The following is a 26,948-nucleotide window of genomic DNA, read 5'->3' as shown; positions in this document are numbered from 1 at the left end:
AACAATCTATACTTCATTTAAATTCACAATGATATTATCTATCAGGCGCACTTCGCCTACAAAAGCTGCTATACACAAAGCCACCTGCTTATACTTACTTACATCTTCCACGGGCTGCAACGTATCAGGATCTGCTATTTCAAAATACTCTAACGCAACCTGGTTTATACTTTGCAGATACTCTGCTATACTTTGTTTTATACTTGCTACCGGCTTTTGCTTAAGCTCTGCTTTTGCCTGCTGCAATGCTTTATATAAATGTGTTGCAATTTGCCGCTGCTCCTCATTTAAGCGCTTGTTACGCGAAGACATCGCCAGCCCATCTGTTTCGCGCACCGTAGGGTAACAAACCAGTTCCAGGTTAAAGCTTAAGCCATTTACCAATTGCCGCACTATAGCTACCTGTTGCAAATCCTTCTGCCCAAAATAAGCCTTATGTGGCTGCACCAGGTTAAACAGTTTGCCAACTATAGTGGCAACTCCATTAAAATGCCCGGGGCGGTGCTCCCCTTCCATTACGGTCTCCAGCACTCCGAAACTAAACTGCAGCAGTGTCTGTTCTCTATATACTTCTCCGGCATTTGGTGCAAACAGATAATTGCAGCCTACTGTTTTCAGTAACGCAATGTCCTCTTCCATGGTGCGGGGGTATAGTTTGTAATCGTCCGGGTTATTAAACTGGGTAGGATTTACAAAAATGCTGCAGATGGTAATGTCGTTTTCCTGGGCAGAAGCGCGCAGGAGCTGTAGGTGCCCCTCGTGCAGGGCGCCCATAGTTGGCACAAAGCCGATGGTTTTACCACTGCACCTGAGTGCCTGCACCGTTTGTCGGATGGTGCCAACCTGTTCTATAACTTCCATTATGGCTGGTTTACTTAGCTCGTCTGGTTAAAGCCGGTAAAAGTAAGTTATAGTACAGAAAATTGAAAATTAGAATAAAAATTACTAATTTTGCACGTCCCAATACTGTTGCTTATTAATTTTTAACTCCATATCATGTCCAAATTGCGAATCCTATACGCTGCCACCGAGATCAATCCTTTCTTACAAACCACGAAAGTAGCAGAGTTTCTGAATACACTACCACAGGGGATGCAAGAGCGAGGAATGGAGATCCGCATCTTCGTTCCAAGGTTCGGGCTAATAAACGAGCGCAAAAATCGTTTACATGAAGTTGTACGCCTTTCGGGCATCAACATAGCAGTTGGCGATGATGAGAAACCACTTGTAATTAAAGTAGCTTCTATACCTAATGCCAAGCTGCAGGTATATTTTATCGACAACGAAGACTATTTCCACAGAAAATCCGTTTTCGTTGACAAGAACAATAATTTCCACCAGGACAACGACGAGCGCGCCATCTTCTTTTGCAAAGGTGTACTTGAAACGGTTAAAAAACTAGGCTGGCAACCAGATATTGTACATTGCAACGACTGGATGACAGGCCTAATACCAATGTATCTGAAGACGACTTACAAAAAAGACCCGATCTTTAAGGATGCAAAATCGATGTTCACGGTGTATAACCACGATTGCACACAGAAGTTTGAGGGCGACCTGAAAGGCAAAGTTAAAATGCTTGACATTGATGACAGCATGTTAACGCACCTGCAGTCTGCTGACGTGGACAGCTTCATGAAGATTGGTATGCAGTATGCCGACTCCGTGATCAAAACAAATGAGAATTTCAGTGAAAATATAGATGCGCTGTTTAATGAGTTCGTGAAAACCAAGAACATCAATACCATCAGCGCCGACGACAACCTGTTAGATTCTTACTACAACCTATATAATGAACTTAGCCGTTAGAAGATTCCTCCTGTTCTTCTTTTCCATTGCTGCCCTTACTGCCTGCGAAGATGCCAAAGATATTGGTATTGAACTGCAGGACGAAAACCAAATAGGCACAGATTATACTGATACACTAACTATAAACACTGGCACTGTGCTCCTGAACGACTCTATTCTGTCGTTTAAGGCATCGCCTGCGTTGGTGGGCAAGTATAACGACCCGGTGTTGGGCAGTGTTAGTGCCAATAATTTTACAGAACTGGGCCTTGGAACATCTAACCTAAAGTTCGGCGATAACCCGGTAGCAGACTCGTTAGTATTGACGCTGGATTATAACCTTATTTATGGCAACAAAACAGCGCCCCTTACACTTAATGTGTACCAGCTAACAGAGGGCTTTCAGGAGAAAGCTACATATTTTACCAACTCCAATCTTGCTTACGAAAGCAGCCCCATAGGTTCTAAAACCTTTGTGCCGCAGCTTATCAAAATCAAGAAGAACAATGTTGAAGTAGACTCTGCTGTACTTGTAAAGATAAAATTTGACCAGGCCTTCCTGCAGAAAATTGTTGCAGAATCAGATAAAGACCCACTTAAAACGCAGGCCAATTTCAACAACTTCCTTAAAGGTATAGCCCTAGTAGCAGCCGACAATGCAGGCAGCATAGTAGGTTTTAATATGACCTCGGCCAACACTTCTTTTATCCTGTACTATAAAAACGGCACTGAGCAAAAGAAGCATTCTTTTACTTTTAACAGAGATATTGTAAGAAGCTTTAACCGCGTAACAGGCAACAGAACGGGCACCTCGGTAGAGTCTCTGCAAAACAAAGGCGACTTTAAAGCAGCTTCAGAAACAGGAGGCGAAAGTTACATCCAAACCAATACGCAGCTGCTTACTAAACTCACTATACCTTACCTGAAGGAATTTAAAGAAGCAAAAGGTAATATCATCATCAATAGAGCTGAGCTTATTGTACCAATCAAAAAATCATCTGCAAGCACGCTGACCGCACCTCCGCAGCTTGTTATGTATGAAACAAACAGCAAAAATGAGATTATCAGGAATGCTGCCGGTACGCCAACTTCTGTACAGTTAAGTAGATCAAGCGGACTTAATGGAACCGCATACCCGGCGGTGCTTACTATACCTGCATCTAAGGAATATTATACTGTTAATGTTACGCCTTATATACAGGCTATACTTTTAGGCAATAAGCAAAATAACGGCATACTACTTGCGCCAGCTAATGTAGTAGCAACAGGAAACCTTGGCCAAAGCCAGATTCAGACAGAGTCGCGCCCATACCGTGCCATTATCAGCAATACCGGCACCGATAAAGCTAAGCTTCTCCTTTATTATTCAAAGCTTAACTAAAAAATTTATATTCATATTTGAGAAATAGGTACCTTTACGGGTACCTATTATATTTTATAGATAAAATTATATGTGTGGAATTGTAGCATATGTAGGGCATAGAGAAGCATGCCCGATTATTATCAAGGGTCTGAAGCGATTAGAATACAGAGGGTATGATAGCGCAGGCATCGCTTTGATGAATGAATCATTGAATGTTTACAAAAAGAAGGGCAAAGTAAGCGAACTGGAGGCATTTATTGCTGAGAAGGATGTGCATGGTCATATTGGTATGGGCCACACGCGTTGGGCAACTCACGGTGAGCCAAATGATGTAAACGCGCACCCTCACTTTTCTAGCTCTAAAAGCATTGCCATTATACATAATGGTATAATAGAAAATTACGCTGCTCTTAAAACTCTTCTTTTAGAGAAAGGCCATACTTTCCAGAGCGAAACCGATTCGGAAGTTTTCATCAACCTGATCGAAGACATCAGAACAAATAACCACTGCTCTTTGGAAGAAGCAGTACGCCTGGCATTGCATGAAGTAGTAGGTGCTTATGCCATCGTAGTGCTTTCTAAAGATGACCCAGACCAATTGGTAGCAGCCCGAAAAGGTAGCCCGTTGGTAGTTGGTGTTGGGCAAGGCGAATATTTCCTGGCTTCTGATGCAACTCCGATTATAGAGTATACCAGCGATGTAATTTACCTGAATGATCATGAAATTGCTGTGATCAAAAATGGCGAACTGGATATCCGCTCTAAAGAAGATGTTAAGCAAACGCCTTATGTACAGCGCCTTGAAATGGCGTTAGAGTCGATAGAAAAAGGTGGCTACGAGCATTTTATGCTGAAAGAAATTTTTGAGCAGCCACGCTCTATACTTGACAGCATGCGCGGCCGCATGATAGCGGAAAGCAACCACATGATGATGGGGGGTATACGCGAATTCGAAAATAAATTCGTGAATGCCGAGCGTATCATTATTGTTGCCTGTGGTACTTCGTGGCATGCCGGCCTGGTAGCCGAATACCTGATCGAAGACCTGGCCCGCATACCTGTAGAAGTAGAATATGCTTCTGAATTCCGTTACCGCAACCCAATTATCAGCGAAAAGGATATTGTAATTGCTATTTCACAATCGGGTGAAACGGCAGATACGCTGGCAGCCATTGAGCTGGCAAAATCGAAAGGAGCTACTATTTTCGGTATCTGTAACGTGGTAGGTTCTTCTATTGCACGCGCTACAGATGCAGGTGCTTACACACACGCCGGCCCTGAAATTGGTGTGGCAAGTACAAAAGCCTTTACAGCACAGGTAACAGTACTTACGCTGGTGGCCATGATTATTGGCAGCAAGCGTGGCACGCTGGAAACTACCAAACTACATGAGCTGATGGTTGAGCTTGAAAACATACCTGATAAGGTTGAAAAAGCCCTGCAACTTGATGAGCAGATTCAGGAAATATCGGCGATGTTTAAAGATGCAACAAACTTCTTATACTTAGGTCGTGGTTACAACTTCCCGGTTGCGCTGGAAGGTGCCCTTAAGCTAAAAGAGATTTCTTACATACATGCAGAGGGTTATCCGGCTGCCGAAATGAAACACGGCCCGATTGCTTTAATTGATGCGCAGATGCCGGTTGTAGTTATTGCTACTAAGGATAGCTCATATGAGAAGATCGTTTCTAACATTCAGGAAGTGCGTGCGCGCAAAGGCCGTGTTATTGCCATCGTAACAGAAGGCGATAATGTGATACCTGCCATGGCTGACTATGTGATTGAAGTACCGGAAACAAGCGAGCACCTGGTGCCATTGCTATCGGTAATTCCGTTGCAGTTACTTTCTTACCACATTGCTGTAATGCGTGGCTGTAATGTAGACCAGCCTCGTAACCTGGCAAAATCAGTAACAGTAGAGTAATCTATATTTACTATAAAACACAAAAGGAGACCCAGAACAGGTCTCCTTTTTTTATACTTATACTTTATAGTTACGGCTATACTTCAAACTTTTGGCCTGTAAGGTATTTGGTTTTCAGCAACGGGCATACTTTGTAGCGTTCTTCTTTTGTATCGTTGTACATAGCTTCCAGCACATGGTATACATTGGCTACCCCGATCTGGTTAGCCCACTCAAATGGCCCTTTCGGGTAATTTGTGCCAAGTTTCATACCTAAATCAATATCATTTATACCTGCTGTGCGCTCCTGCAAAGTATAGCACGCTTCGTTAATGATCATGCACAGCATACGTGGCGTAACCATGCCCACACGGTCTTCTACCAGCAAATAATCTGTACCTAGTTCTTCGCAGATTGCTTTTAATCTTTCTTCATCATCTGAGTTGATCAGGCTAACTTCTAAAACCGGCCTGTTAAACAAAGAGGGCAGACCGTTAAAGCCAAAAAGTGTGCACGGATGCCCAGCCAATCCGGCCTGCTTAACCATTGCGGCAAGTTGGGCTGTAGCGGTATTACAAAATACCACCTGCTCCGGTGCATAATAGCTTAGCCGCTCCGGGTATTGGTATATCAGAAAATCAAATACAATATCAGTAGGCTCCAGCTGCTCATCTATCAGGCTGTGGCTATGCAAAAACGAAAACCGGTGGCTACTGCCACTTTCAGGAAATTTCAGTTTAAACTCAGCGGCCATTTCAGGCCCAGCCAAAACAACTATGTGCATATTTCTGTACTTTTGATGGTAAAGATAAACATTTAAACTTATTCAGAATGGCACATACCATTGTTAACTCACAGAACGCGCCGGCTCCTATCGGCCCTTACAGCCAGGCAACTATGGCCAACGGCGTACTTTATGTTTCAGGCCAGATACCGCTAAACCAGCAGACCGGCGAACTGGTAACGGGCAACATAGAAGAAGAAACACACATGGTAATGAAAAACCTGCAGTTTATACTTACTGAGGCCGGCATGGATTTCAGCAACGTAGTAAAGTGCTCTATCTTCGTAAAAGACCTGAACAACTTTGGTAAGATAAACGAAACGTACGGCAGCTATTTCACCAGCAACCCACCTGCCCGCGAAACTGTAGAGGTTAGCCGCCTGCCAAAAGATGTGAATGTAGAAATTTCCTGCATCGCAGTTAAGTAACCCAAAGTATAAAGCCTGCTCGCTACTACAAGCAGGCTTTATACTTTATTGAGGTTAAGCTATTGCTTTAAATGTTCTCGCCTGCGGCCAGGTTCTCTTCTTCACTTATTTCTTCTTCCTCTTCGCCGTATGCTTCTTTTTCGTGCTTACCCGGTTCTGCATTTACAGCCGATTTGCCTACTTCCATTTCTTCCTTAATCACACGCACGGCATAATCTGCAGGATAAATATTAAAGCCATACTTACGCGAATACACAAACGTAAAAACTGCCCCGAAAAAAATGATCTGGGAGGTAAAGAACACCCAGGTAAGTATGACTACCACAGAGCCGGCCGCCCCATAAATAGACGACAGATTACTAGTGCCCAGGTATAACCCGATCAGGCTTTTGGCTACCGAAAAAAGCACAGCCGTTACCAAAGCCCCAACCCATACATCGCGCCATCTTATTTTGGCATCGGGCAAAAACTTGTAAATACAGGCAAACATAACCGCCATTATCACAAACGATGTGGCAAAATCGCTTAAGTGAAGTATAAACAATACCCAATCAGGCATGCGGGCTTCCAGGAAAGCGCTGATGGCTACCAGAACAGAATTGGATAAGAGCGACAGCAACAGAAGTACAGCAATAAAAAGTATGAGCCCGAAAGATAATAACCGGTCCAGGAACAGTTTCAGGTAGCCATACTTGGGCTTAGGCCGCACCTGCCATACTTCGTTCAGGGAATCCTGCAGCGAGATAAACACCCCTGTAGCAGCCAGAAAAAGGGTGACAACGCCTAACACTGTAGCAAAACTGAGATTGGTGAACCGGTTAACATTCTCTACCATCTGCTGCACCTGATAAGCGCCTTCAGAGCCGATCATGTCTTTTATCTGGTAATAAATTTCGCCGGACACGGCCTGCCTGCCAAAGAAAAAACCGGCGGCACTAATGATAATGATGAGCATGGGCGGCAAAGCAAAAATAGTGTAATACGCCAGCGCAGCCCCTTTCTGAAAGGCATTGTTATCTATAAACTCAAGATAAGTTTCCTTGAGCAGGCCCCAGGTCATATGTAACCGCTTTCGCACCATGTAGTACACTATAAATCTACCTTAAACAGATACGGAATCTGCTGATTATGGTGTTTCTGAGCCGGCGCCCTGCAAACCCGGGTATAACTATTATCGAAACGATACTTTATTTTGTACCTTTGCTCAGTTTTAGAAATGCACAGAATAGAATAAAAGATACATGGAAAGAGAAGTAAGAGTACGCTTTGCCCCAAGCCCTACCGGGCCTCTCCATATTGGCGGCGTGCGCACAGCCTTATACAACTACCTGCTGGCTAAAAAAACCGGCGGCACTATGATCCTTCGCATCGAAGATACCGATCAGAACCGTTTTGTGCCGGGCGCCGAAGATTATATCCGCGAGTCGCTGGAGTGGTGTGGCATTAAGCTGGACGAAAGCCCATGGGATGGCGGCCCGTATGCGCCTTACCGTCAGTCGGAGCGCAAGCCAATGTACATGCAGTATGCCATGCAGCTGATTGAAAGCGGCCATGCCTACTATGCTTTTGATACTGCCGAAGAGCTGGAAGCAATGCGTGAGCGTTTAAAAGCTGCTAAGGTGGCTACGCCACAGTATAACGCTATTACCCGCGCTACCATGCGTAATTCGCTTACTATGCCCGAAGATGAAGTTAAAAAGCTTTTAGATTCTGGCGCTCCTTATGTTATCCGTTTAAAAGTACCGCGCAAAGAAGAGATTCGTTTAAAAGACCTGATCCGTGGTTGGGTTATGGTTCACTCTTCTGCCATTGATGATAAAGTACTGATGAAGTCGGATGGTATGCCTACCTACCACCTGGCTAACATTGTAGATGACCACCTGATGAAGATCTCTCACGTGATTCGTGGGGAGGAATGGTTACCATCGGCGCCGTTGCACGTGTTGCTATACCGTTACCTGGGCTGGGAAGATACGATGCCTGAATTTGCGCACTTACCACTGTTACTGAAGCCAGACGGAAACGGTAAACTTAGCAAGCGTGATGGCGATAAACTGGGCTTCCCGGTATTCCCGCTACGCTGGCAGGACCCATTCTCAGGCGAAATTTCTTCAGGTTACCGCGAGAGCGGCTATTTACCGGAGGCCTTTGTGAACTTCCTGGCATTCCTAGGCTGGAACCCGGGCACGCAGCAGGAAATCTTCTCAATGGATGAACTGGCTAATGAGTTCTCAATAGAAAGAATCGGTAAATCAGGTACCCGTTTTGATATTCAGAAAGCCCGTTGGTTTAACGAGCAGTACCTGCGTGCCAAACCAGATGCTGAATTAGCTGACTACCTGCTGGATGCTCTGAAAGAGCATAATATTGACTGCTCCCACGAGAAAGCTGAAAAGATTGCCGGCCTGATGAAGGAGCGCGTAAGCTTTCCGCAGGAGTTCTGGCGCGAGGCGGCTTACTTTTTTGTTGCTCCAACAGAGTATAGCGAGAAAGTGGCTTCTAAAAAATGGAATAGCCAGGCAGTAGCCGTTTTCGAGGAATTCAAGAACGAGCTTCCATCGCTTCAAAACTTCAATGCTGATACCGTAAAAGAGCTGCTGAATAGTGTACTGGAGCGCCAGGGCATGAAAATAGGTCAGGTTATGCAGGCGTTGCGCCTGGCTGTAACAGGTGCCGAAGCCGGCCCGGATCTAATGCACATCATCGAGGTTATCGGTAAAGAAGAAACTGTTAGCAGAATAGAAACAGCTATCGCAAAATTAAGCAGCTACGCTTCGGCTTAAGTATAACCCCATTGCAAAGTATAAAAGGCTAACCTTAATTGGTTGGCCTTTTTTTGTTGGCTATACCTGGCGTTGTGTAACTTATTGCAGCCTCTTCTCTTATACATCATAAGTATAAAAGAATAAAAGTATGGCTAAGAATAAAAAAGAAGATAAAGGCAAGAAAAAGGCTCGGGTTCATAAAGATTTAGAAGGCTTCGAAATCAAAGTAAACCCACAGGGCGAAATTACCTCCAACTATAATATCGACCAGATAAACGAATTCCTGAACAAAAACGTGGAAGATAAAAAGCTTGTGAAACGTGATGCCGCCGAAAAGGCAAAACGTGAGGAAGAAGAGGAATACCATGTACAGGAAAGTGAGGAAACAGAAGAAACAGATGAGGATTTTGTGCGCAATACCAATACTGTTTCGGATGAAGACGAACTGCCACCACGCGTTAAAAAAGACGCTGACGAAGAAGAAGAGCTTTAACAAAAGCTTATATTGCCATTGAAACTACTGTAGAACTATAAACTATGAGAAACTCACACGAAATTGACTACAAAATCTTTGGCAACGACATTCAGGTGCTGGAGATAGAACTTGACCCAAGAGAAACCGTTATTGCCGAAGCCGGCGCTATGGTTTACATGGAAGAAGGCATTGATTTCCAGACTAAAATGGGCGATGGCTCTAACCCCTCGCAAGGCTTTTTAGGTAAGCTGGTATCTGTAGGCTCGCGCCTTATTACCGGCGAATCTTTGTTTATGACGCACTTTACCCACCAGGGCCACGGCAAAAGCCGCGTAGCTTTTTCTGCGCCATACCCGGGTACTATACTTCCTGTAGATCTGCGCACTGTTCGTAACAATACGCTTATTGCACAGCGCGATGCTTTTCTGGCGGCAGCGTTAGGCACTAAACTCAGCATACATTTTAACCAGCGCTTAGGAGCAGGTTTTTTTGGTGGCGAGGGATTTATACTTCAGCGCATGCAGGGCGATGGTATGGCCTTTATACATGCCGGTGGTACCATTGTAGAGAAACAACTCAACAACGAAACGCTGCGCTTAGATACTGGCTGTGTAGTGGCTTTTGAAGATGGTATAGATTTTAGTGTGCAGCAGGCAGGTGGTTTAAAATCGATGATATTTGGCGGCGAAGGTTTATTCCTGGCTACGCTACGTGGTACAGGCCGCGTCTGGCTGCAATCTATGCCGGTTAAAAAACTGATTCAGGCACTGATGCCGCACGGCGAGAATGCCCGCAAAGAAGGCAGCATTCTCAGCAACTTCCTGGAATAAAAGGACGCTGCGCCCTAATTAGGAATAGGTTATACTTACAATTATAACTCAAACAAAAATCCCCGGCAGGTATAAACTTGCCGGGGATTTCCTTTTATGTTCTTTCTATCAATTCGTGACTTAGCACTCAGAACTCATTACAGCCCGTTCACCTGCATGATCTCTTCCAGGTACTCACGGGAATTAGACAATCGTGGCACTTTGTTCTGGCCTCCCAGCTTACCTTTATGGCTCAGCCAGTTTGTAAACGTATTACGTGGGGCAGCATGCACAATAGGCTCCTGCAGGGCTATATCTTTTTCGCGCTTGGCGTCATAATCCGAGTTTATTTCCCGCAGGCTTCTATCGAGCACCTGTGTAAACTGCGATAAATTATTAGGCTCTTTCTCAAACTCGATCAGCCACTCGTGCCCGCCACGCTTTCCGCTTTCCATGTATAGTGGTGCGGCCGTAAAGTTGGTGATAATAGCTCCTGTGGCATTGCAGGCATTCGTAATGGCAACTTCTGCATTTTCTACGATCACCTCTTCGCCAAAAGCATTAATAAAGTGCTTGGTACGCCCGGAAATTTTAATGCGGTAAGGGCTAAGGCTGGTAAACCGGATTGTATCGCCAATTTTGTAGCGCCACAAGCCAGCGTTAGTTGATATCACAAGAGCGTAATTTTTACCCAGTTCCACCTGGTCCAGCGTCAGTGTTTTAGGGTTCTCCTCCTCTACCTGGTCCATAGGTATAAACTCATAGTATACACCATAATCCAGCATTAGCAGCATTTCGTCTTCTGTGCCTACCTGGTCCTGTATGCCAAAGAAACCTTCCGAAGCATTGTATACTTCCAGGTAGTTCATCTTATCTGTAGGAATGATTTCCCTGAATAGCTGGCGGTATGGGCCAAATGCTACTGCCCCATGCGTAAACAACTCCAGGTTTGGCCATACTTCTGTGATATCCTTTTTACCGGTAACTTCTAAAATGCGCTTCAAAAGTATGTAGGTCCAGGTAGGTACGCCGCTCAGGCTGGTTACATTTTCCGGTATAGTGGTTTCAAGCATCTTCTCGATCTTGTCTTCCCACTTATCCATTAAAGCTACTTTTAGAGGAGGCGTGCGCATAGCTTCTGCCCAAATTGGCAAATTCTGCATGATCACGGCCGAAACGTCGCCACAGGAAATTTTAGCATTATACTCGCTTGGTCGGTGGCTGCCGCCAATAGATAGAGCTTTACCGGTAAACAGCTTCGACTCCGGGTAATTATTTACATAAATCGAGAGCATGTCCTTGCCACCTTTATAATGGCAATCCTCCAAAGACTCCGGGCTAACCGGAATATACTTGCTTCGTGCATTGGTGGTACCCGACGATTTGGCAAACCACTCGATTTTGCTCGGCCACAATACATTCTGCTCGCCTTTCAGCACACGTTCTATTTGCGGAAACAGGTCTTCGTAGGTAGAAACGGGTACACGCTCCTGAAACTCGCGCACCGAAGAAATATCTTTATAACCGTACGTTTTGCCCCAATCTGTACCTTTTGCAGTATCTATCAGGTTCAGAAAAAGCTCTTCCTGTACTTCGTGCGGGTATTTCCGGAACAGATCAATGTCATGAATCCGCTTCTTCATTACCCACGATACTATTGAGTTTATTATTTCCAAGTTCGTAATTGATGATTGTTTATTGTTGATTGCTTTTCAACGAGCTAAGCCTGTAAATTATCATTCGTAATTTTGATCAGAATATTGATCAGTTTCGGCAGCTTTTGCAAAATAGAGAAAATATATTCGTACTCTTCCTGCGACAGGAGCTTTCTAACTTTGCTTTTCTCATTCCAATTCAAACATTCATATACGGACCCTCTTGCATACCTGTAGAAGTTAATTTTATCCTTTTTACCATGACGTCCAAAGCCTTCGGCAATGTTAGCAGAAACACTATCAATTGCCGTAACAAATTGGATGCCTACTGTCGATTTTGGAAAATGACTCCATTTTTCAACTACAGACTAAACGAAATTACTTAATGTGAAAGCTTCTTTATAAGCTTCCAGATCATTTAACTGAAGATGTTTCTTCTCTTGCATAAAATCAGCATACGAGAATAACAATCAACAATTAGCAATCAGCAATTAAATCTTCCGCTTCAGCTCGAAATGCTTACCTAAGTATACACGGCGTACCTGTTCGTCGGCAGCCAGTTCTTCGGCACTTCCTGATTTCAGGATCTTGCCCTCAAACAGCAGGTAAGCACGGTCAGTTATAGAAAGGGTTTCGTTTACGTTGTGGTCGGTGATGAGGATGCCGATATTTTTACTTTTAAGTTTAGCTACAATACCCTGGATCTCTTCAACAGCTATTGGGTCTACACCGGCAAAAGGCTCATCCAGCAGCACAAATTTAGGATCTACGGCAAGAGCACGGGCAATCTCGGTACGACGACGCTCGCCACCAGACAACACAATGCCTTTGTTTTTACGCACATGTGTCAGCGAGAATTCTTCCAGTAGTTCCTCTACTTTTTCTTGCTGTTCTTTTTTTGGCCTGTCGGTCATTTCCAGCACTGCCATAATATTTTCCTCCACGGTCAGTTGCCTGAAAACAGAAGCCTCCTGTGCCAGGTATCCAACGCCACGTTTGGCACGCTGGTACATTGGCAGGTTTGTTATATCTTCTGTATCCAGAAAAATCTTGCCGCTGTTAGGCTTTACCAGGCCCACAATCATGTAGAAAGATGTTGTTTTACCGGCACCGTTAGGCCCCAGTAACCCTACAATCTCACCTTGATTTACCTCCACGCTCACATCATTTACAACGGTGCGGGATTTATATTTCTTAAATAAGTGTTCTGCTCGCAGTATCATCGCTTAAAGTTACACAATATCGGCACACCCTGCAATGCAGGCAAAAAAGCAGCAATTTCTATACTTTTTAATCACGGATATATTAGTAAATTCCTATTTTAATTTTATAACTATAAGTATAAATGTTTCTGTAACATGTTGTTTTTGATGTAATATATTTTTAGTTTGTAACTCAATTCAATTTTAGCCAATTGTATGATTCTAACCTTACTTTACTCTGCCAGCCAGAAAATGCTTTCTGCTGCCCTGTTACTATACGTTGGGTTTGCAGGTGCATTTACGGATCATTCGGAAAACACAAAAAACAATAATCCTACAACGGTAACTGCCAAAGCTGCTACACCATCCAGCCTGAAGGGCATTGATGTATCTAAATGGCAAAAGGACGTGGACTGGATGCAGGTAAAAGGCGCTGACATTACTTTTGCTTTTGTAAAGGCCACGCAGGCTGATTATCGCCTGGATCCATACTTTTCGCGTAACTGGGACGAAACCAAACGTGTAGGCATTAAGCGTGGGGCTTATCATTTTTATATACCGGGCGCTCCTGTTCAGGGACAAATCGAGATTTTTAAAAATACGGTAAAGTTAGAAGCCGGCGACCTGCCTCCTGTACTGGATATAGAAGTTATGGACAGCAAGGTGAGCGGAGAGCAAATGCGCCAGGATATTAAAGCATGGCTGGAGGCTATAACACAACATTACGGGGTTAAACCAATTATTTATACTAACCAGAATTACTACCGCCGCTGGCTGCAAGGCTATTTCCAGGACTATCATTTCTGGATAGCACGTTACAGTCCTGCTGAGCCGGATATTCACCATACCGATAAATGGATGTTCTGGCAATACACCGACCGAGGCGCCATTCCGGGCATAAATGCACACGTTGACATGAACTTCTTTGCCGGTGATTGGGATACCCTGCATGCCATGTGCCTCCCGGATGTTTCTACCCTGGCTTCGTCAGAGGCTATGATACTCGACGAGCTGCGCAACCTGCAACCGATAAAATAGCTTTCATAACATAACCTATACTTAAAAAGGCCGGGCCGTGAGTTTAAAATCACAGCCCGGCCTTTTTTGTAGGCAGCTATACTTTGTGCTAATTAAGCCTGATATCTTTAATACGCAACTGCAGGGTTATAATGCCTCTGTATACATTCTCTTCTACTGTATAACACACATCAAAAGGAATGCCTTTGGAAATTGGTTTGTAGAAATCACTCAATCCAAAGCCAATAGCATCAATATAATTATTGCCATCCTGCGTAAGGCGCAGCTTCAGGTGCGAGTCGCCAACTACTCTCACAGAGCCGGCATCGTAAACACATTCCGAAACAAAAACAGGGCTCATGTTGCCGGGGCCAAAAGGCTCCATCTGCTTTACAATGTTGTAAAAATTACGCGTTATCTGGTTCAATGTAATTTTGCCGTCTATCTCAATCTGAGGCACACGTTGGTCATCCGTAATGGTATTAACTACAAACTGTTCGAACCGCTCTCTGAAGGCCGGAATATTCTCAACTGGCAATGTTAAACCGGCGGCATACATGTGGCCTCCATATTGCTCCAGCAAATCAGCGCAGCTCTCGATGGCACTGTGCACGTTAAAGCCATGCACGGAGCGGGCCGAGCCGGACGCTTTACCGTTTGAGTGGGTAAGTATGATAGTGGGGCGGTAATATTTTTCGATGCAGCGCGAGGCAACTATACCTATAACTCCTTTGTGCCAGTTCTCTTTGTAAAGCACAGTAGAGCTGGCATTTCGCAGAAAATCATCCTCCTCTATCATTTGCAATGCCTCTTTTGTAATGTTAGAGTCTTTGCTGCGTCTTTCCTTATTCGTTTCGTTAATGATATCGGCCATCTGGAAAGCCTGCTCTTTGGTTTGGGCCAGCAGCATACTTACCGAGCGCTTGGCATCGCCCATACGGCCAGCGGCGTTAATGCGCGGAGCAAAACCAAACACGATGCTGGTAATATCCATATCGCCGGTAATACCTGCCAGCTCTTTCAGGGCTTCAAGTCCGGGGCGCATGGGTTGTGGGCCATTTATCAAGCGCAAACCATAGTATGCCAGCACACGGTTCTCTCCGGTTATAGGAACAATATCTGCAGCGATACTTACTACCAGCAGGTCCAGTAATTGGTAAGCCGCCTCCAAGTCAATATCATTCTGGATACAGAAAGCCTGGATCAGTTTAAAGCCAACTCCGCAACCCGAAAGCTCTTTGTAAGGGTAAAGGCAATCTACGCGCTTTGGGTCGAGCACGGCAACAGCCTGTGGCACATCGTCGTCAGGTAAGTGGTGGTCGCAGATAATAAAGTCAATACCAAGCTCAGTGGCGTAAGCTACTTTATCAGCAGACTTAATACCACAATCGAGGGAGATGATGAGTTTAAAGCCATTCTCGGCTGCATACTCTATACCTTGTGTAGAAACGCCGTAGCCTTCTTTATACCTATCGGGAATATAAAATTCTATCTGGTGCGTGTATTGGCGCAGGAAACTATACATAAGGGCTACCGAAGTAGTGCCATCCACATCATAGTCGCCATAAACCAGTATTTTTTCGGATTGATGCAGCGCCTCATTTAAGCGATCAACAGCCCTGTCCATGTCCTTCATCAGAAATGGATCGTGGAGGTCGGTTAAGGCAGGACGAAAAAAGGCCTTGGCTTCTTCAAAAGTGCAGATGCCCCGCTGGCAAAGTATACCGGCAAGCGTAGGGCTTATCTTCAGGCTATCAGCTAAACTGCTTACTACCTCTGGCTCTGCCTCTTTGTTATACTCCCACCGTTTCTCCATATTGCTTCTGCTATCTTGTATACAAAGGTAGCTAAATTAACAGGATTTTGAGGCCATGCCTATGCTGCTACTAGGCTGCTTCCTTTAATTGTCTGTATCTTTGTGCCAGTACAACAGGTTTGAACATGAAACGATTCAGAGAATTTTACGAAAAGTATAAAAACTACTCGCTGGATTTAGTGATGTATGGTTTCTTCATCATTTTCCTGCTGATTCTCTTTATCTTCTTCGGAGATTAAAGCATCCTAATTAGGCGTATCGCCGCGCAGTTTCCTGAAACGCTTGCGCACATCAGTTACATAAATACTCCCCTGGTGCTTCACCAGAAAATCATTGTATAGCTGCAGTGCTTTGGGTGTATCTTTAAGGTTCTCTTCGTAAATAACTGCCATCTTATACAAGGCATCGTCGCTTAAAATATCTGTAGGGCTGCTTACTACCTTTTCCAGGTTTGCAACTGCCTCGTTAAAGCTGCCAATGCGCTCATAAATAGTAGCTTTCTGAAAGTATATTTCATCGGTTAAACTATGCCCTGGGTACTTTTTAAGCATACCATCCAGTTTAGCCTGCGCTTCCTGTAATTTGTTCTGGAAGATCAACAGGTCGATAGCAGCAAACTCGCGCATGGCAGTGGCAGATGTATCCAGGCCGGTGTTATCAGTTATCAGCAGGCTCAGGTCCATGGCGTCGTTGGCAATTTCGCGGCTGGTGGCCAGTTTAAGTATATCCAGGTGTGCCTGCGCCAGCTCAAAATCGCCTTTATAGTAGCTCAGGCGGGCGTTGCGCAGTTTTGCTTCGTGCCCAATAGGCGTATCTTTATGCGATTTCTCCACCTGCGAGTATAATAATGTAGATTCCCATGGCTCGCCTTTCAGCAGGTATATATCGCCCAGCGTTAGTTTGCTGTCTGCTACCAGATTAGTGCTTGCCCTTGGCATGCTGATAGCTTCCTGCAACAGCGCGATGGCTTTGTCCTTATCATCCAGGAAAAAAGCATACAGGTTTGCCATGTGCTGCAGCGCCTCTACTGTTTGTGCATTTCTTCCGGCCTCTGCTAACAGCGCTTCATAATCGGCTACCAATGCTCTTATCTTCACCACATCTATCGGAAAAGTATTTTGTACCTGTTCTTCGCGGGCATTTATCAGGCGTTGTTTTGCAATAAGGTAGTAAGGGCCATCGGGGTATTCTTTTGTAATGTATTCGTAGGCTTCTATGGCACCTTTATAGTCTTTGTTCTTTGCACTGATGGCTCCCAGTTCCATAACGCGCGTGCCGCCGCTACGGGTGCGTTTATCTACGGAACGGGCCTGCAGCAAGGCGCTGTAAAAATCCTTTCGTTGGATGTATAGCCAGATCAACAGTTCGTTATAACTTAATTTATCAGGGTTTTGCTGCACGCGAAGTATAAGTTCTTTCTCCAGCGTGTCGAAGGCTTTCTCATCGCGGAGACTATTTTGCAGCATGTTCTGTACATAAGGCAGTTCATCCTCGCTTTCCTGCAGCAAACTCAGCACTTCTCCTATCAGCGGCTCGTTCTTTTGCCTGTAAGTATAAAGCGCTATAAGCGCACGGTTATTCTCTGATGGGTTTTTAGTTAGTTCACGGCCACGCAAATATGCTTTCTCTGCATAATCAAAGAGCTCCTGTTGTATAAACTCATTGGCCAGTACAATAGCCTGGTCGGGCTTCATCTGGGCCAGCAACTTATCGAAATGTTTTTCGGCTGCTTCTTTATCGCCAGCTGCCTGGTAAACTACCCCCAGGTCTACAGCATAACTTGGAATGCCGGGATAGCGCTTTATGGTTTTCTTTACCAGCTTTTCTGCTTCTTTGTAATTGCGCTGAGCCAGCAGAGTTTTCAGGTAATCGGGGTATACCTGGTTATAGAGTTGCCTGTCATCAAGCAGCTTGTTGTAAATGGCAGCAGCCTTGTCATAGTCGCCTTTCTGGAAGTATGCGCGTGCCAGTTCAAGGTCCTGCGATTGCGCCATGGCAGCCGGGGCCACTAAGAGCAGCAAGAGGGTGAGAAAAAAACTATAGATCGGTTTTACAGGCATAAGTACAGTATAAAACGATTATCTGCCACAACTTGATATTATTATCACTTGAATTTATACTTACGCATTAGTAAAACAAAAAAGCCACCCATTACTGAGTGGCTTTTTCATATTTTATACTTTGTGAGATTAGAAGAATTTCACGCGGTTATCTTTGATATCAGCTTTCTCTTTGATTGCCTCAAAAGCATTAGCCTCTGTTCTGGCGCTACGCGTAGTAATAAGCTCTTTCTTAACAGCTGCCAGATCTTTTGTTTCAGGAGCCTTGTTAAGCTGCGTCAGTTCTACCATCAGAACACCGCCCTGTCCTTCGAAAGCAGCAGTGTGCGTACCTGGCTTCAGGCCAAACGCTTTACCAACAGCAGCCGGCTCAACACCTAAACCAGGTAAAGCACCAGAAGCAAATGTTACATTCTGAGCATCTCTGATCATGGCATCAGGGCCATACTTAGCCGCAATCTGATCTAAAGTACCTTTTGTGCCATCTAATTTAGCGATGATCTGCTTAGCTTTTAACTCGTTGCGAACAGCAGCTGTCAGTTCTTCTTTAACGTCTGCTACTTTTGCATAGCCTTTTTCACGCTCGCCGGTTAAAGTTGCTACCACATACTGATCGTTAATCTCGAACACAGGCGATACATCACCAACTTTAGTGTCTTTGCTATAAGCCCAACGTACCAGCTCACGAGCGTTGCTCAGGTTATTTACCAGGATATTGTTTTTGCCAATGTTAGCAGCTTCTTCCTTTACAAGACCCTTATTTTTAGCAACATTCTTTCTGAATTCTTCAGAGTTAGCGCTGGTTCCTGAAATCTCATCTGCAATGCTGTAAGTAGCATCACGTGTAGTTTCGCTTGGCTCTATGCTACGCTGAACAGCAGCAATCTTGTAAGTCTGCTTTGTTTTAGGAGCAGTGATCTTGATGATGTGGTAACCATACTCAGTTTCTACAGGAGCTGGCAGCAAACCAACTGAAGATGCACCAAATACTGCTTTTTCGAAAGCTGGCACCATACGGCCTTCAGTGAAGTAACCCAGGTCACCACCTACAGAAGCAGTTCCGTCTGTACCATACTGTGCAGCCATTTTAGCAAAATCAGCACCGCCTTTAATCTGGGCAAGTACATCTTTTGCTTTTGCCAGAGCAGCAGCTTTTGCTTCAGGCGTATCGTTTTCAGGCTTTATCAAAATGTGGCTTGCTCTTACGGCATTAGAAGTACCTTCTTTCGCATCCACTACTTTGAACATCGTCATTGCATTTCCGCTGGTGTAAGGGCCGTATACTTTACCTTCCTGTAAAGGCAGGCTGGCACGTAGCTGCTCAGGAAGCTCGCCAACGTTTACATAAGCACCGTTGTAAGGAACATCAGAGTTTGTATTTACAAAAGCTGAGTCGTTTGTAGAAGCGGAAAATTGCTTGGTAAGCGTTGCAGTTTCCTGGTTATAGTAGGCGATGTCCTCTTTAGAAGCCGCAACCGGAATGGTAACGAACTCAATAGAACGGCCATCCTCTACTTTATACATGTCTTTGTTACGGTCCAGATAATCCTGAAGCTGGGCATCTGTAACTTTAACACTTGAGTCTGAAATAGAGAAATAAGGCACGAACAATGCTTTAATGTTAGCAGTTGTGTTTTGTGCATTATAGTAATCCTTAGCCTCGGCAGTAGTAACGTATACTGACTTGGCCAGCAGGTTAGCAAATTTTGTCTGGATGCGGTCCTGCAGGATGCTCTGCTCAAAGTTTGTCCACATTGGGCGGGCGTTTGGCCCCATTTGGTCCAGGTTCTGCAGGTATTGTATTACCTGATTACGATCGAACTGACCTGTTTGTGGGTTTGTGAAGGCTTGCTGTACAGAAGGATGAATATTATTACCCTGTACCATGTCTGCCAGCTCTTCCTCGGTTACTTCTATACCAAGGCGCTCGTATTCTTTCTGTAAGGCAATCTTAATGATTAGCTGGTTCCAGGCCTGCTCACGAATCATAGCCAGCTCGCCTTCGGCAGCAGTACGGCCAGACTGATTTTCGAAGTTTGTCTTTATTTGCTGGAACACTTCATCAAACTCCTGGTACTCTACTTTCTCGCCGGCAATTTCGCCTACAACGGTTGCATCGTTACCCATAAGTTTTGAGTTTGGCCCAAGTAGGTCGCCGCCTACTACAAACACACCAAGCCCAAGGGCAATGGCGCCGATAGCCCAACCCGACTTTTCTCTAATCTTGTTAATTAATGCCATTTGTTATACAACTTAAAAAGGATGTGCAAAATAAGGTTAATCGCGCTAAAATTCAAAATTTTGTGAATTTCTGTTTAAGATTCGTTATCTACCTGAAAGTCTGATGCTTTTACAAGCTTTACAACGTTGATTCTATTCTCGTCCATGGAAAGGACCGTAATTGTGAAAGGCGCAACTTCCACCACCTCGCCCGGAACAGGTATTTCGCCGAGTTCCGAAAAGATAAATCCGCCCAGTGTTTCGTAATCTCCCTCGGGCAGTTCCAGGTTATACTTGTTGTTGAGGTAATCTATTTCGTGGCGGGCGTTGAACAGGTACATGCCCTGCTCCGGGAACGCCTGCTCCAGCAGCGAGTCTTCTACGTCGTGCTCGTCCTGTATCTCCCCGAAAATCTCTTCTATCACGTCCTCCACGGTAACTATACCTGAAGTACCGCCAAATTCATCTACTACCACAGCCACAGAGCGGTGTTCTGTTACAAAGCGCACAAACAGCTCGCTGGCCAGCATTCCTTCCGGTACCAGACTCACCGGCGATAAAATTTCTGCTATGTTTTCAGGCTGTTTAAACATGGCCAGCTGGTGGCAATACCCTATAATGTTATCTATGGTATCGTTGTAAACCAGTATTTTGGAGTGGCCTGTAGTTACAAAAGCCTGCCGCAGTGTTTCTACCGTATCGCTTACCTCTACAGCTTTTATCTCAGTGCGTGGCACCATGCACTCCCGCACTTTCACGGTTTTAAAATCAAGCGCATTATGAAATATCTCAGGGTCTACTTCGGGCGTGTCGGTAGGTTTAGATTGATAGAGCCTGCTTTTGATATAGGCGTTCAGGTCGATGTTTCCGAAAACCGGTTTGTCTTCCGAGAACTCGATCTTGAACCCTTTTTCAGCAACCCATTTGCTAAGCGACACAATCAGATATACTACCGGATATAGCAGATAAAAACAAAGTATGATCGGGATGGCCAGCACCTGCAACATGCGGTTCGGGTTGATGACAAACAGGCTGCGGGGCAGGAACTCAGCCGTAAGCAACACCACCAAAGAGGCTATAATAATCTGTAGCACCAGCACCAACGGGCTGAAATGAAGTGGTGCCGGCAGGTAAAATGCCAGCAAATTATGGAGTACCTGGGCTATGACAAAGCCATATAACACCAGCGCCAGAATATTACCAATAAGGGCAGTACCCATCAGCCGTGCGGGGCGTTGCAGCAAAAACCAAAGTATACGGCCTGACAAGGCACCGTTCTTTTCGCTTAGCTCTATTTGCAGCCTGTTAGCCGACATAAAAGCCATCTCAATACCTGAAAAAAAGGCTGAGAATAACAATGCAAGGAGGAGTAAAAGTATCTGGCTAGGTTCTATCATGTAGAATTACGGCGTACTTAAGCGCTGTTTTTCTTTTTGCGGTGGCGGTATACCATAAACAGTACAGTGGCAATCATAAAAATCCAGTAATTGCCTGCCACATCTGATTCTTCTATACTTCGGTGTATACCAATAACGATGGCTACAAAAGCCAACGATAACAAAATGGTATTCAGCAAGTTTTGGTTCATTCTTATTCTTTCAGGTTAATTATACCTGTTGGTTTTAATATTTTATACTTCGAGAAATCCTGGTTAGCGCGCAGGCCCTGCCCCATCAGCACTTCGTCCGGGGTGGTTATCTTCACAAACTTATCGGTATAGATCTCGGCCTTCCTTTTATCCCAGTAAAGCTCTTCTGTTTCCAGCTTCTCGCCTTTCAGGATATTATTTACTACCACGTTGCCGCGCACCAGGTATATCTCTTTGTTGCGGTCCTGCTTGCCATAGTTGGCCTTAATAGTAGATGACATCTGTCCTGGCTTCTCGTAAAATTCTACATAGATGCCTTTCGGGAAAACGCCATCGCCATTTTCAAACTCCTGCTGCACAGGAGCCTGCATTTTTATAAGCAGTTTTGCCGAATCGCTGTAAAGTGTGAGCACATCTTTGTTCTCGATCAACGGACCTGTATACTTTACTTCCTTATCAGGGTCTTTTAGCTCTTCTTTGCAACTGGCGCCAAGTATAGCTACCATAGCTAACAGCCCCAGTATCCATGCTTTCTGCATCAGGTATTTTGAAACTAGTTTAGTGGTGAAGTTAGTAAATTTTACCATTCCTTTTTATTACTGCCTGGCTATTGCGTTACAGCCATAAAAAAAGCCGCTCCAAGAACGGCCTTTCTATATAATGTTTTCTGTTGCTTAAAAGTTTAGTCTAAACGGCGCTTAATAAACCAACGGCTGTTAACAGTTACGCCAAAGCTGAACTGGAAGTAATTTTCCTGAATCAGGTTATTATCGGTAGTGCCGCGCTGCCCTAATGCGAATGCAGTATTAAACTGGTACATATCATAAATAGTAGAACGGCCGATAGGCAATGTCATACCTAAAGTTACAGCCTTGTCTTTTATCTGCTCGCCATTGATCTTGTAGGGTGTGTTGCCATAGTTAACGCCAGCGCGGTACGTGATACGCTCAAAGTAATTACCCACAGACGTGGCATCTGGTGTATACTCACCGCCAAGGCCTATACGGTAGCTATTTGCCAGTTCCTGCTGCCCGTTAAAGTTGCGAAACTCTGACCAGTTCTGAGTATAAAACTCTGCACCTATGGTCAGGTTAGAGCCATTGTCTACGCTGATACCGGCACGCAGACTCGAAGGAAGTGATACGCTGCCTTTTACGCTGTCTGGCAGAATGTTCTCGTCCTGAACTACTTCATAAATTGTGCGGCGCTCATAAGAAGTTTTGCGGTTTGCACTCAGGTCTGTTTTCAAACTATAAAGCGCGCCTGCACTTAAATATAGTTTCTCTTTTAATTCTTTTCTATAGTTGGCGCCCGCTCTGAATAAGAAATCTTTGTAGCGGGTACGCTCACTGTAAATTACACGCTCCAGGTTAAGGCCCACCAACGTTGTATCTTCTATCAGCGACGATGACTCTTTTGTGATCGTTCCGAAAAGATAAGAAGCACTAGCTCCTACGGTAAGTCCGTCTGTAATACGTACCCCATGCCCAAAGTATACTTCTGTTATACCGCCTTCGCCACGGTACTGGCTTTTTATGCTTGCCTGCGGGTTACTAGGCAATGCGCTTGTAGCATTTATCTGGTAATCTACTACGCTATAAGGCCTTAAACTTACAGCAGAACTCCATCTTTTAGAAATCGGAACACCCAGGGTTAAGTAAGCAATATTGCCATTACCATCTACCTGCGACTCATTGCTGTTTTTGAGCTTCTTAAGCTGGCCATTTACGCCCAGGTCAAAAACGGTGGTGCTGTTATAGTATAGCAGTGCTGGGTTTGCAGTGTTAGACTGGTAACTGTTACCGGCACTAACGCCAACGCCACCCATACCTGCTGTACGCAGGCTGCCCAGGTTATTATTAAGTTCGCCAAGGCCATAGCGTGAGTACGGGGTATTGCCTATATTTTGCGCCTGCACAGCGTGCGTTAAGCTCAGCACGGCAACGCAAATCAATACTCGGAGTGTCTTATACATTATGTGTCAATATTCTGTGAAGCCCGATCAGGACCAGTTCAGGAATTACAAAGATGCGTCCTTTTAACTTACTTTCAAAAAATCCTGCATCGCCTCCGCAAAGTATAACCACCAGATCGGGAGATCTTTCGGTATAGGCATTGATTATTCCCTGCAATTCGGCTACAGTTCCGGTCAAAACACCGCTTTCAATGCTCTCCTGCGTGGTTTGGCCGGTAAGAATTAAATTTTCAGAAGTTTGCTCTACTAACGGCAGCCGCTGTGTAAAAGTATGCAGTGCCTTGAATTTCATGCGTAAGCCTGGTGCTATGGCTCCGCCATGGTACTGTGCCTGATTATCGGTAAAATCGTAGGTAATACAGGTGCCCGCATCAATTACCAGGCAATTTCTGTTCGGAAAGAAATAATGCGCTCCCGCTGCCCCGGCAATACGGTCAGCGCCCAGCGTTTGTGGGGTTTTATACTTGTTTATAACAGGCAAGGCTGTCTGCGCCGAAAGCTCCACGAAGCTTCCTGACACAGCCAGCCTTGCCTTTATAGTTTGCGGTTTGCCTGCCACTGAGGCAACTATGGCATTATCAAAAGTATAAGCAAGCAGGTCCTGAGGCAAATCACCCTCTTTAAAATAGCCTTGCTTTATTAAGACATCGTTTTCAAAGATGCCATACTTTGTGCCTGTGTTTCCTATATCAATGGCGAGGTCCGGCATGTATACTTACACAAAAAACTTCAGACGAATAACTTCTTTTTCGCTCAGGTAGCGCCACTCGCCACGAGGCAGGTCTTTTTTAGTCAGGCCTGCATACTGTACACGGTCAAGGGTTACTACTTCGTAGCCAAGGTGTTCGAAAATACGGCGCACAATGCGGTTACGGCCAATATGGATTTCCAGGCCTAAAAACTTGCCTGTATCTCCTAGCTCCGCCACATCGTCTACCATTGCTTTGCCGTCTTCCAACTCAACACCTTCCACTACTTTCTGGAAATCATCTTTCGTGATCGGCTTATCCAGTTCAACCTGGTAAATCTTTTTAATGTCGTTAGACGGGTGCGTTAGTTTATGCGCCAGTTCACCATCATTCGTGAAAAGCAGCAAACCTGTCGTGTTGCGGTCTAAGCGGCCAACCGGGAAAATACGCTCTTTCGAAGCTTTTTCTACCAAGCTCATCACCGTTTTGCGTCCTTCCGGATCATCAGTTGTAGTGATAAAGTCTTTTGGCTTGTTAAGCAGCACATAAACCATTTTCTCGCGGCTCAGTACTTTTTTGCCATAAACTACGGTATCGCTTGGCTGGACTTTATAACCCATTTCGGTTACTACTTCACCGTTTACTTTTATTTCACCAGACTCGATGAGTGTATCGGCTTCGCGGCGTGAGCAAACTCCGGCATTGGCAATATAACGGTTCAGACGGATGGTACCGTCATCCTCTTCTTTGATGTTGGTCTTCTTGATGCGCGGGTTATTCTTGTAGCGGCTCAGGTTATAGTTCGGGCTCTGCGGGTCGCGCTCAGAGTCATCGGAGCGGCCGCGGCCTTTGTTGTTTCTGTCATTTCTGTCAGATGAGCCTTTGCTGTAACGGTCGTTGCGATCATTGTTGAAAGATTTCTTCTCACCTCCGAAGCTACGCTTTTCACCACCAAATGATGGTTTTGAGCTGCGGTCATCACGGTCAGAACGTCTGTCATCTCTGCGGTCAGCACCGAAAGATTTTCTTTCACCACCTTCTCTCCTGTCAGAGCCGAACGAACGCTTTTCACCTTCGCCTTTATTTTCGTAACGGTTTGGTCTGTCGCTATTATAAGAGCGGCGCTCTCCGCCTTCGCGTCTGTCGCCACCGAAAGAACGTTTTTCACCACCTTCACGGTTACCGGCTCCAAAAGAACGACGTTCGCCACCCTCTCTTCTGCCTTCGCCAAATGATTTTCTTTCGCCTTCTTCGCGACGCGGTGCAAACGAGCGGCGTTCTCCGCCTTCTCTTCTATCACTACCTTCACGACGGTCAGAGCCAAATGATCTGCGCTCGCCTCCTTCTCTGTTTCCAGAACGCTCTGGTCGGTCGCCGTAAGCTTTTCTTTCGCCGCCTTCGCGCTTATCACCGAAGCTACGGCGCTCTCCACCTTCTCGGCGGTCGTTTCCGAATGAGCGTCTATCTTCACGGTTACCAGCGCCAAATGATTTTCTTTCGCCACCTTCGCGTTTGTCGCCACCGAAAGAACGTCTTTCGCCACGGTCATCGCCACGGCGGTCATCCTTTCTATCAGAACCAAAAGAGCGGCGCTCTCCGCCTTCTCTTCTCTCAGGTCTGCTATCTCCTTTATCTCTTCTGTTAAATATTTTCTTTTCTCCGCGGTCGTTTGATGGTTTGCCGAAAGATCTTCTTTCGGAACCTCTGTTTCCTGCCTCGTCGCTGTTATCGCGTGCAGGTCTGTCGTAATCTCTTGCCATTGTAAATAAATTAATGATGCAGTATCGCTACTGTATCTTTATGTGCAGTAATAAAATTTATACTTGATAAGCCAGGTGGGCTGCTAATCGGCTACTTCGCCGATCATGTTTTCTTCTGAGGCGAAGTCTTTTAGCTGTGGAAGGTCTTTGATATGGTTAATACCGAAGTAGTCCATAAACTTCTGCGAAGTGCCGTAAAGTACGGGTCTGCCTATGGTATCGGCTTTGCCTTTTATTTCAATCAGCTCTTTTTCTAATAGTTTGTGGATGGCGTAATCGCACCCAACGCCACGAATCTGCTCTACTGCCGTGCGGGTAATAGGCTGCTTGTAGGCAATAATTGCCAGCGTCTCCAGTGAAGACGCCGACAATTTTTTCTTTGACTTTTGTTTCAGGTATACGCCAACGGTATCCTGGTACTCTGGCTTTGTCAGGAACTGGTAACCGCCCCCGATCGCATAGATCTGAAAGGCAAAACCGGTTTCTGTCAGTCGCTCATTTATTTCTTCTATACTTTCCAGCACATCGCTCACCAATACTTCCAGCCCAAGCGCTTCAGTTAAGCAGCGTTGCAGTTCTTCGATCGTTATCGGTGATTGGGCACAAAAAACAAGTGCCTGAATATGGTTTTGCAGTATATTCAAGGAGTAA

23 protein-coding genes and 1 pseudogene are annotated in these 26,948 nt (G+C 45.1%); 8 read left to right on the top strand and 16 right to left on the bottom strand.

Translation table 11 applies throughout. From position 1 onward, the window contains the following. Positions 1 to 6 precede the first annotated feature (6 nt). Complete coding sequence (panC, locus tag LWP20_RS01420; protein ID WP_242926331.1) at positions 7 to 861, bottom strand: pantoate--beta-alanine ligase; 855 nt, start codon at positions 859 to 861, stop codon at positions 7 to 9. Between the two features lie 135 nt (positions 862 to 996). On the opposite strand from panC, the gene LWP20_RS01415 reads away from it, so the two are divergent. The 3 genes from LWP20_RS01415 (at position 997) to glmS (ending at position 5,075) form a co-directional block, all read left to right on the top strand. Further along, positions 997 to 1,809 (top strand): glycogen/starch synthase, encoded by an 813-nt coding sequence (locus LWP20_RS01415; RefSeq protein ID WP_242926330.1) that lies wholly within the window; start codon positions 997 to 999, stop codon positions 1,807 to 1,809. Then, entirely contained in the window at positions 1,793 to 3,169 is a 1,377-nt protein-coding gene (locus tag LWP20_RS01410) for a DUF4270 domain-containing protein (protein WP_242926329.1), read from the top strand. The genes LWP20_RS01415 and LWP20_RS01410 overlap by 17 nt, the downstream gene beginning before the upstream one ends. A 70-nt stretch (positions 3,170 to 3,239) precedes the next feature. Next, a complete protein-coding gene (glmS, locus tag LWP20_RS01405; protein WP_242926328.1) occupies positions 3,240 to 5,075 on the top strand; it encodes a glutamine--fructose-6-phosphate transaminase (isomerizing) in 1,836 nt (611 codons plus the stop codon). Between the two features lie 76 nt (positions 5,076 to 5,151). Here the strand turns inward: glmS and LWP20_RS01400 are convergent, their stop codons facing one another. Next, entirely contained in the window at positions 5,152 to 5,838 is a 687-nt protein-coding gene (locus LWP20_RS01400) for a 3-hydroxyacyl-CoA dehydrogenase family protein (protein WP_242926327.1), read from the bottom strand. A gap of 47 nt (positions 5,839 to 5,885) precedes the next feature. On the opposite strand from LWP20_RS01400, the gene LWP20_RS01395 reads away from it, so the two are divergent. Beyond that, positions 5,886 to 6,266 carry a RidA family protein gene (locus LWP20_RS01395; RefSeq protein ID WP_242926326.1) on the top strand — a complete coding sequence of 127 codons (381 nt, stop codon included), beginning with the start codon at positions 5,886 to 5,888 and terminating at the stop codon, positions 6,264 to 6,266. 67 nt (positions 6,267 to 6,333) lie between these two features. Here LWP20_RS01395 and LWP20_RS01390 read toward each other — a convergent pair whose 3' ends face one another. Continuing rightward, positions 6,334 to 7,326 (bottom strand): YihY/virulence factor BrkB family protein, encoded by a 993-nt coding sequence (locus LWP20_RS01390; RefSeq protein WP_242926325.1) that lies wholly within the window; start codon positions 7,324 to 7,326, stop codon positions 6,334 to 6,336. Positions 7,327 to 7,507: 181 nt separating this feature from the next. Here LWP20_RS01390 and gltX point away from each other — a divergent pair, with 181 nt between their 5' ends. The 3 genes from gltX (at position 7,508) to LWP20_RS01375 (ending at position 10,336) form a co-directional block, all read left to right on the top strand. After that, entirely contained in the window at positions 7,508 to 9,049 is a 1,542-nt protein-coding gene (gene gltX, locus LWP20_RS01385) for a glutamate--tRNA ligase (RefSeq protein ID WP_242926324.1), read from the top strand. A 130-nt stretch (positions 9,050 to 9,179) separates the two neighbouring features. Beyond that, a complete protein-coding gene (locus LWP20_RS01380; RefSeq protein WP_242926323.1) occupies positions 9,180 to 9,524 on the top strand; it encodes a hypothetical protein in 345 nt (114 codons plus the stop codon). 44 nt (positions 9,525 to 9,568) lie between these two features. After that, the gene (locus tag LWP20_RS01375; RefSeq protein ID WP_242926322.1) at positions 9,569 to 10,336 is read left to right on the top strand and encodes a TIGR00266 family protein; all 768 of its coding nucleotides are present in this window, start codon (positions 9,569 to 9,571) and stop codon (positions 10,334 to 10,336) included. Positions 10,337 to 10,473: 137 nt separating this feature from the next. On the opposite strand, the gene LWP20_RS01370 is transcribed toward LWP20_RS01375, so the two are convergent. The 3 genes and pseudogenes from LWP20_RS01370 to lptB all read right to left on the bottom strand — a co-directional run bounded on the left by LWP20_RS01370 (position 10,474) and on the right by lptB (position 13,193). After that, positions 10,474 to 11,991, bottom strand: coding sequence for a GH3 auxin-responsive promoter family protein (locus LWP20_RS01370; protein WP_496197209.1), 1,518 nt, complete (start codon positions 11,989 to 11,991; stop codon positions 10,474 to 10,476). Between the two features lie 44 nt (positions 11,992 to 12,035). Next, a pseudogene (locus LWP20_RS18320) lies at positions 12,036 to 12,314 on the bottom strand (four helix bundle protein); the annotation flags it as partial. Between the two features lie 147 nt (positions 12,315 to 12,461). Next, complete coding sequence (gene lptB, locus LWP20_RS01365; RefSeq protein ID WP_242926320.1) at positions 12,462 to 13,193, bottom strand: LPS export ABC transporter ATP-binding protein; 732 nt, start codon at positions 13,191 to 13,193, stop codon at positions 12,462 to 12,464. Between the two features lie 195 nt (positions 13,194 to 13,388). Here lptB and LWP20_RS01360 point away from each other — a divergent pair, with 195 nt between their 5' ends. Next, positions 13,389 to 14,210, top strand: a complete 822-nt coding sequence (locus tag LWP20_RS01360; protein ID WP_242926319.1) for a glycoside hydrolase family 25 protein — start codon at positions 13,389 to 13,391, stop codon at positions 14,208 to 14,210. Between the two features lie 88 nt (positions 14,211 to 14,298). Here LWP20_RS01360 and recJ read toward each other — a convergent pair whose 3' ends face one another. The 10 genes from recJ to scpB form a co-directional block, all read right to left on the bottom strand. Continuing rightward, positions 14,299 to 16,005, bottom strand: a complete 1,707-nt coding sequence (gene recJ / locus LWP20_RS01355; protein WP_242926318.1) for a single-stranded-DNA-specific exonuclease RecJ — start codon at positions 16,003 to 16,005, stop codon at positions 14,299 to 14,301. 245 nt (positions 16,006 to 16,250) lie between these two features. Further along, entirely contained in the window at positions 16,251 to 18,065 is a 1,815-nt protein-coding gene (locus tag LWP20_RS01350) for a tetratricopeptide repeat protein (protein WP_242926317.1), read from the bottom strand. 129 nt (positions 18,066 to 18,194) lie between these two features. Next, on the bottom strand, positions 18,195 to 20,306 hold the full coding sequence (locus tag LWP20_RS01345) for a peptidylprolyl isomerase (protein WP_242926316.1): 2,112 nt from the start codon (positions 20,304 to 20,306) through the stop codon (positions 18,195 to 18,197). Between the two features lie 74 nt (positions 20,307 to 20,380). Then, the gene (locus LWP20_RS01340) at positions 20,381 to 21,682 is read right to left on the bottom strand and encodes a hemolysin family protein (protein ID WP_242926315.1); all 1,302 of its coding nucleotides are present in this window, start codon (positions 21,680 to 21,682) and stop codon (positions 20,381 to 20,383) included. A gap of 17 nt (positions 21,683 to 21,699) precedes the next feature. Next, positions 21,700 to 21,873: a hypothetical protein gene (locus tag LWP20_RS01335; RefSeq protein WP_242926314.1), complete on the bottom strand. Its 174-nt coding sequence runs from the start codon at positions 21,871 to 21,873 to the stop codon at positions 21,700 to 21,702. 2 nt (positions 21,874 to 21,875) lie between these two features. Then, positions 21,876 to 22,412 carry an LPS export ABC transporter periplasmic protein LptC gene (gene lptC / locus LWP20_RS01330; RefSeq protein WP_242926313.1) on the bottom strand — a complete coding sequence of 179 codons (537 nt, stop codon included), beginning with the start codon at positions 22,410 to 22,412 and terminating at the stop codon, positions 21,876 to 21,878. A 143-nt stretch (positions 22,413 to 22,555) separates the two neighbouring features. Next, positions 22,556 to 23,848, bottom strand: a complete 1,293-nt coding sequence (bamG, locus tag LWP20_RS01325) for a BamG family beta-barrel-assembly machinery protein (protein ID WP_242926312.1) — start codon at positions 23,846 to 23,848, stop codon at positions 22,556 to 22,558. Continuing rightward, positions 23,841 to 24,557 carry a type III pantothenate kinase gene (locus LWP20_RS01320; protein WP_242926311.1) on the bottom strand — a complete coding sequence of 239 codons (717 nt, stop codon included), beginning with the start codon at positions 24,555 to 24,557 and terminating at the stop codon, positions 23,841 to 23,843. The genes bamG and LWP20_RS01320 overlap by 8 nt, the downstream gene beginning before the upstream one ends. A 6-nt stretch (positions 24,558 to 24,563) precedes the next feature. Beyond that, a complete protein-coding gene (locus LWP20_RS01315) occupies positions 24,564 to 26,297 on the bottom strand; it encodes a pseudouridine synthase (RefSeq protein ID WP_242926310.1) in 1,734 nt (577 codons plus the stop codon). Between the two features lie 83 nt (positions 26,298 to 26,380). Further along, complete coding sequence (gene scpB / locus LWP20_RS01310) at positions 26,381 to 26,941, bottom strand: SMC-Scp complex subunit ScpB (protein ID WP_242926309.1); 561 nt, start codon at positions 26,939 to 26,941, stop codon at positions 26,381 to 26,383. Positions 26,942 to 26,948: the final 7 nt, after the last annotated feature.

The organism is Pontibacter vulgaris (assembly GCF_022758145.1).
GTDB classification, from domain to species: Bacteria; Bacteroidota; Bacteroidia; order Cytophagales; family Hymenobacteraceae; genus Pontibacter; species Pontibacter vulgaris.
This window is presented reverse-complemented; position numbering and strand designations above follow the sequence as displayed.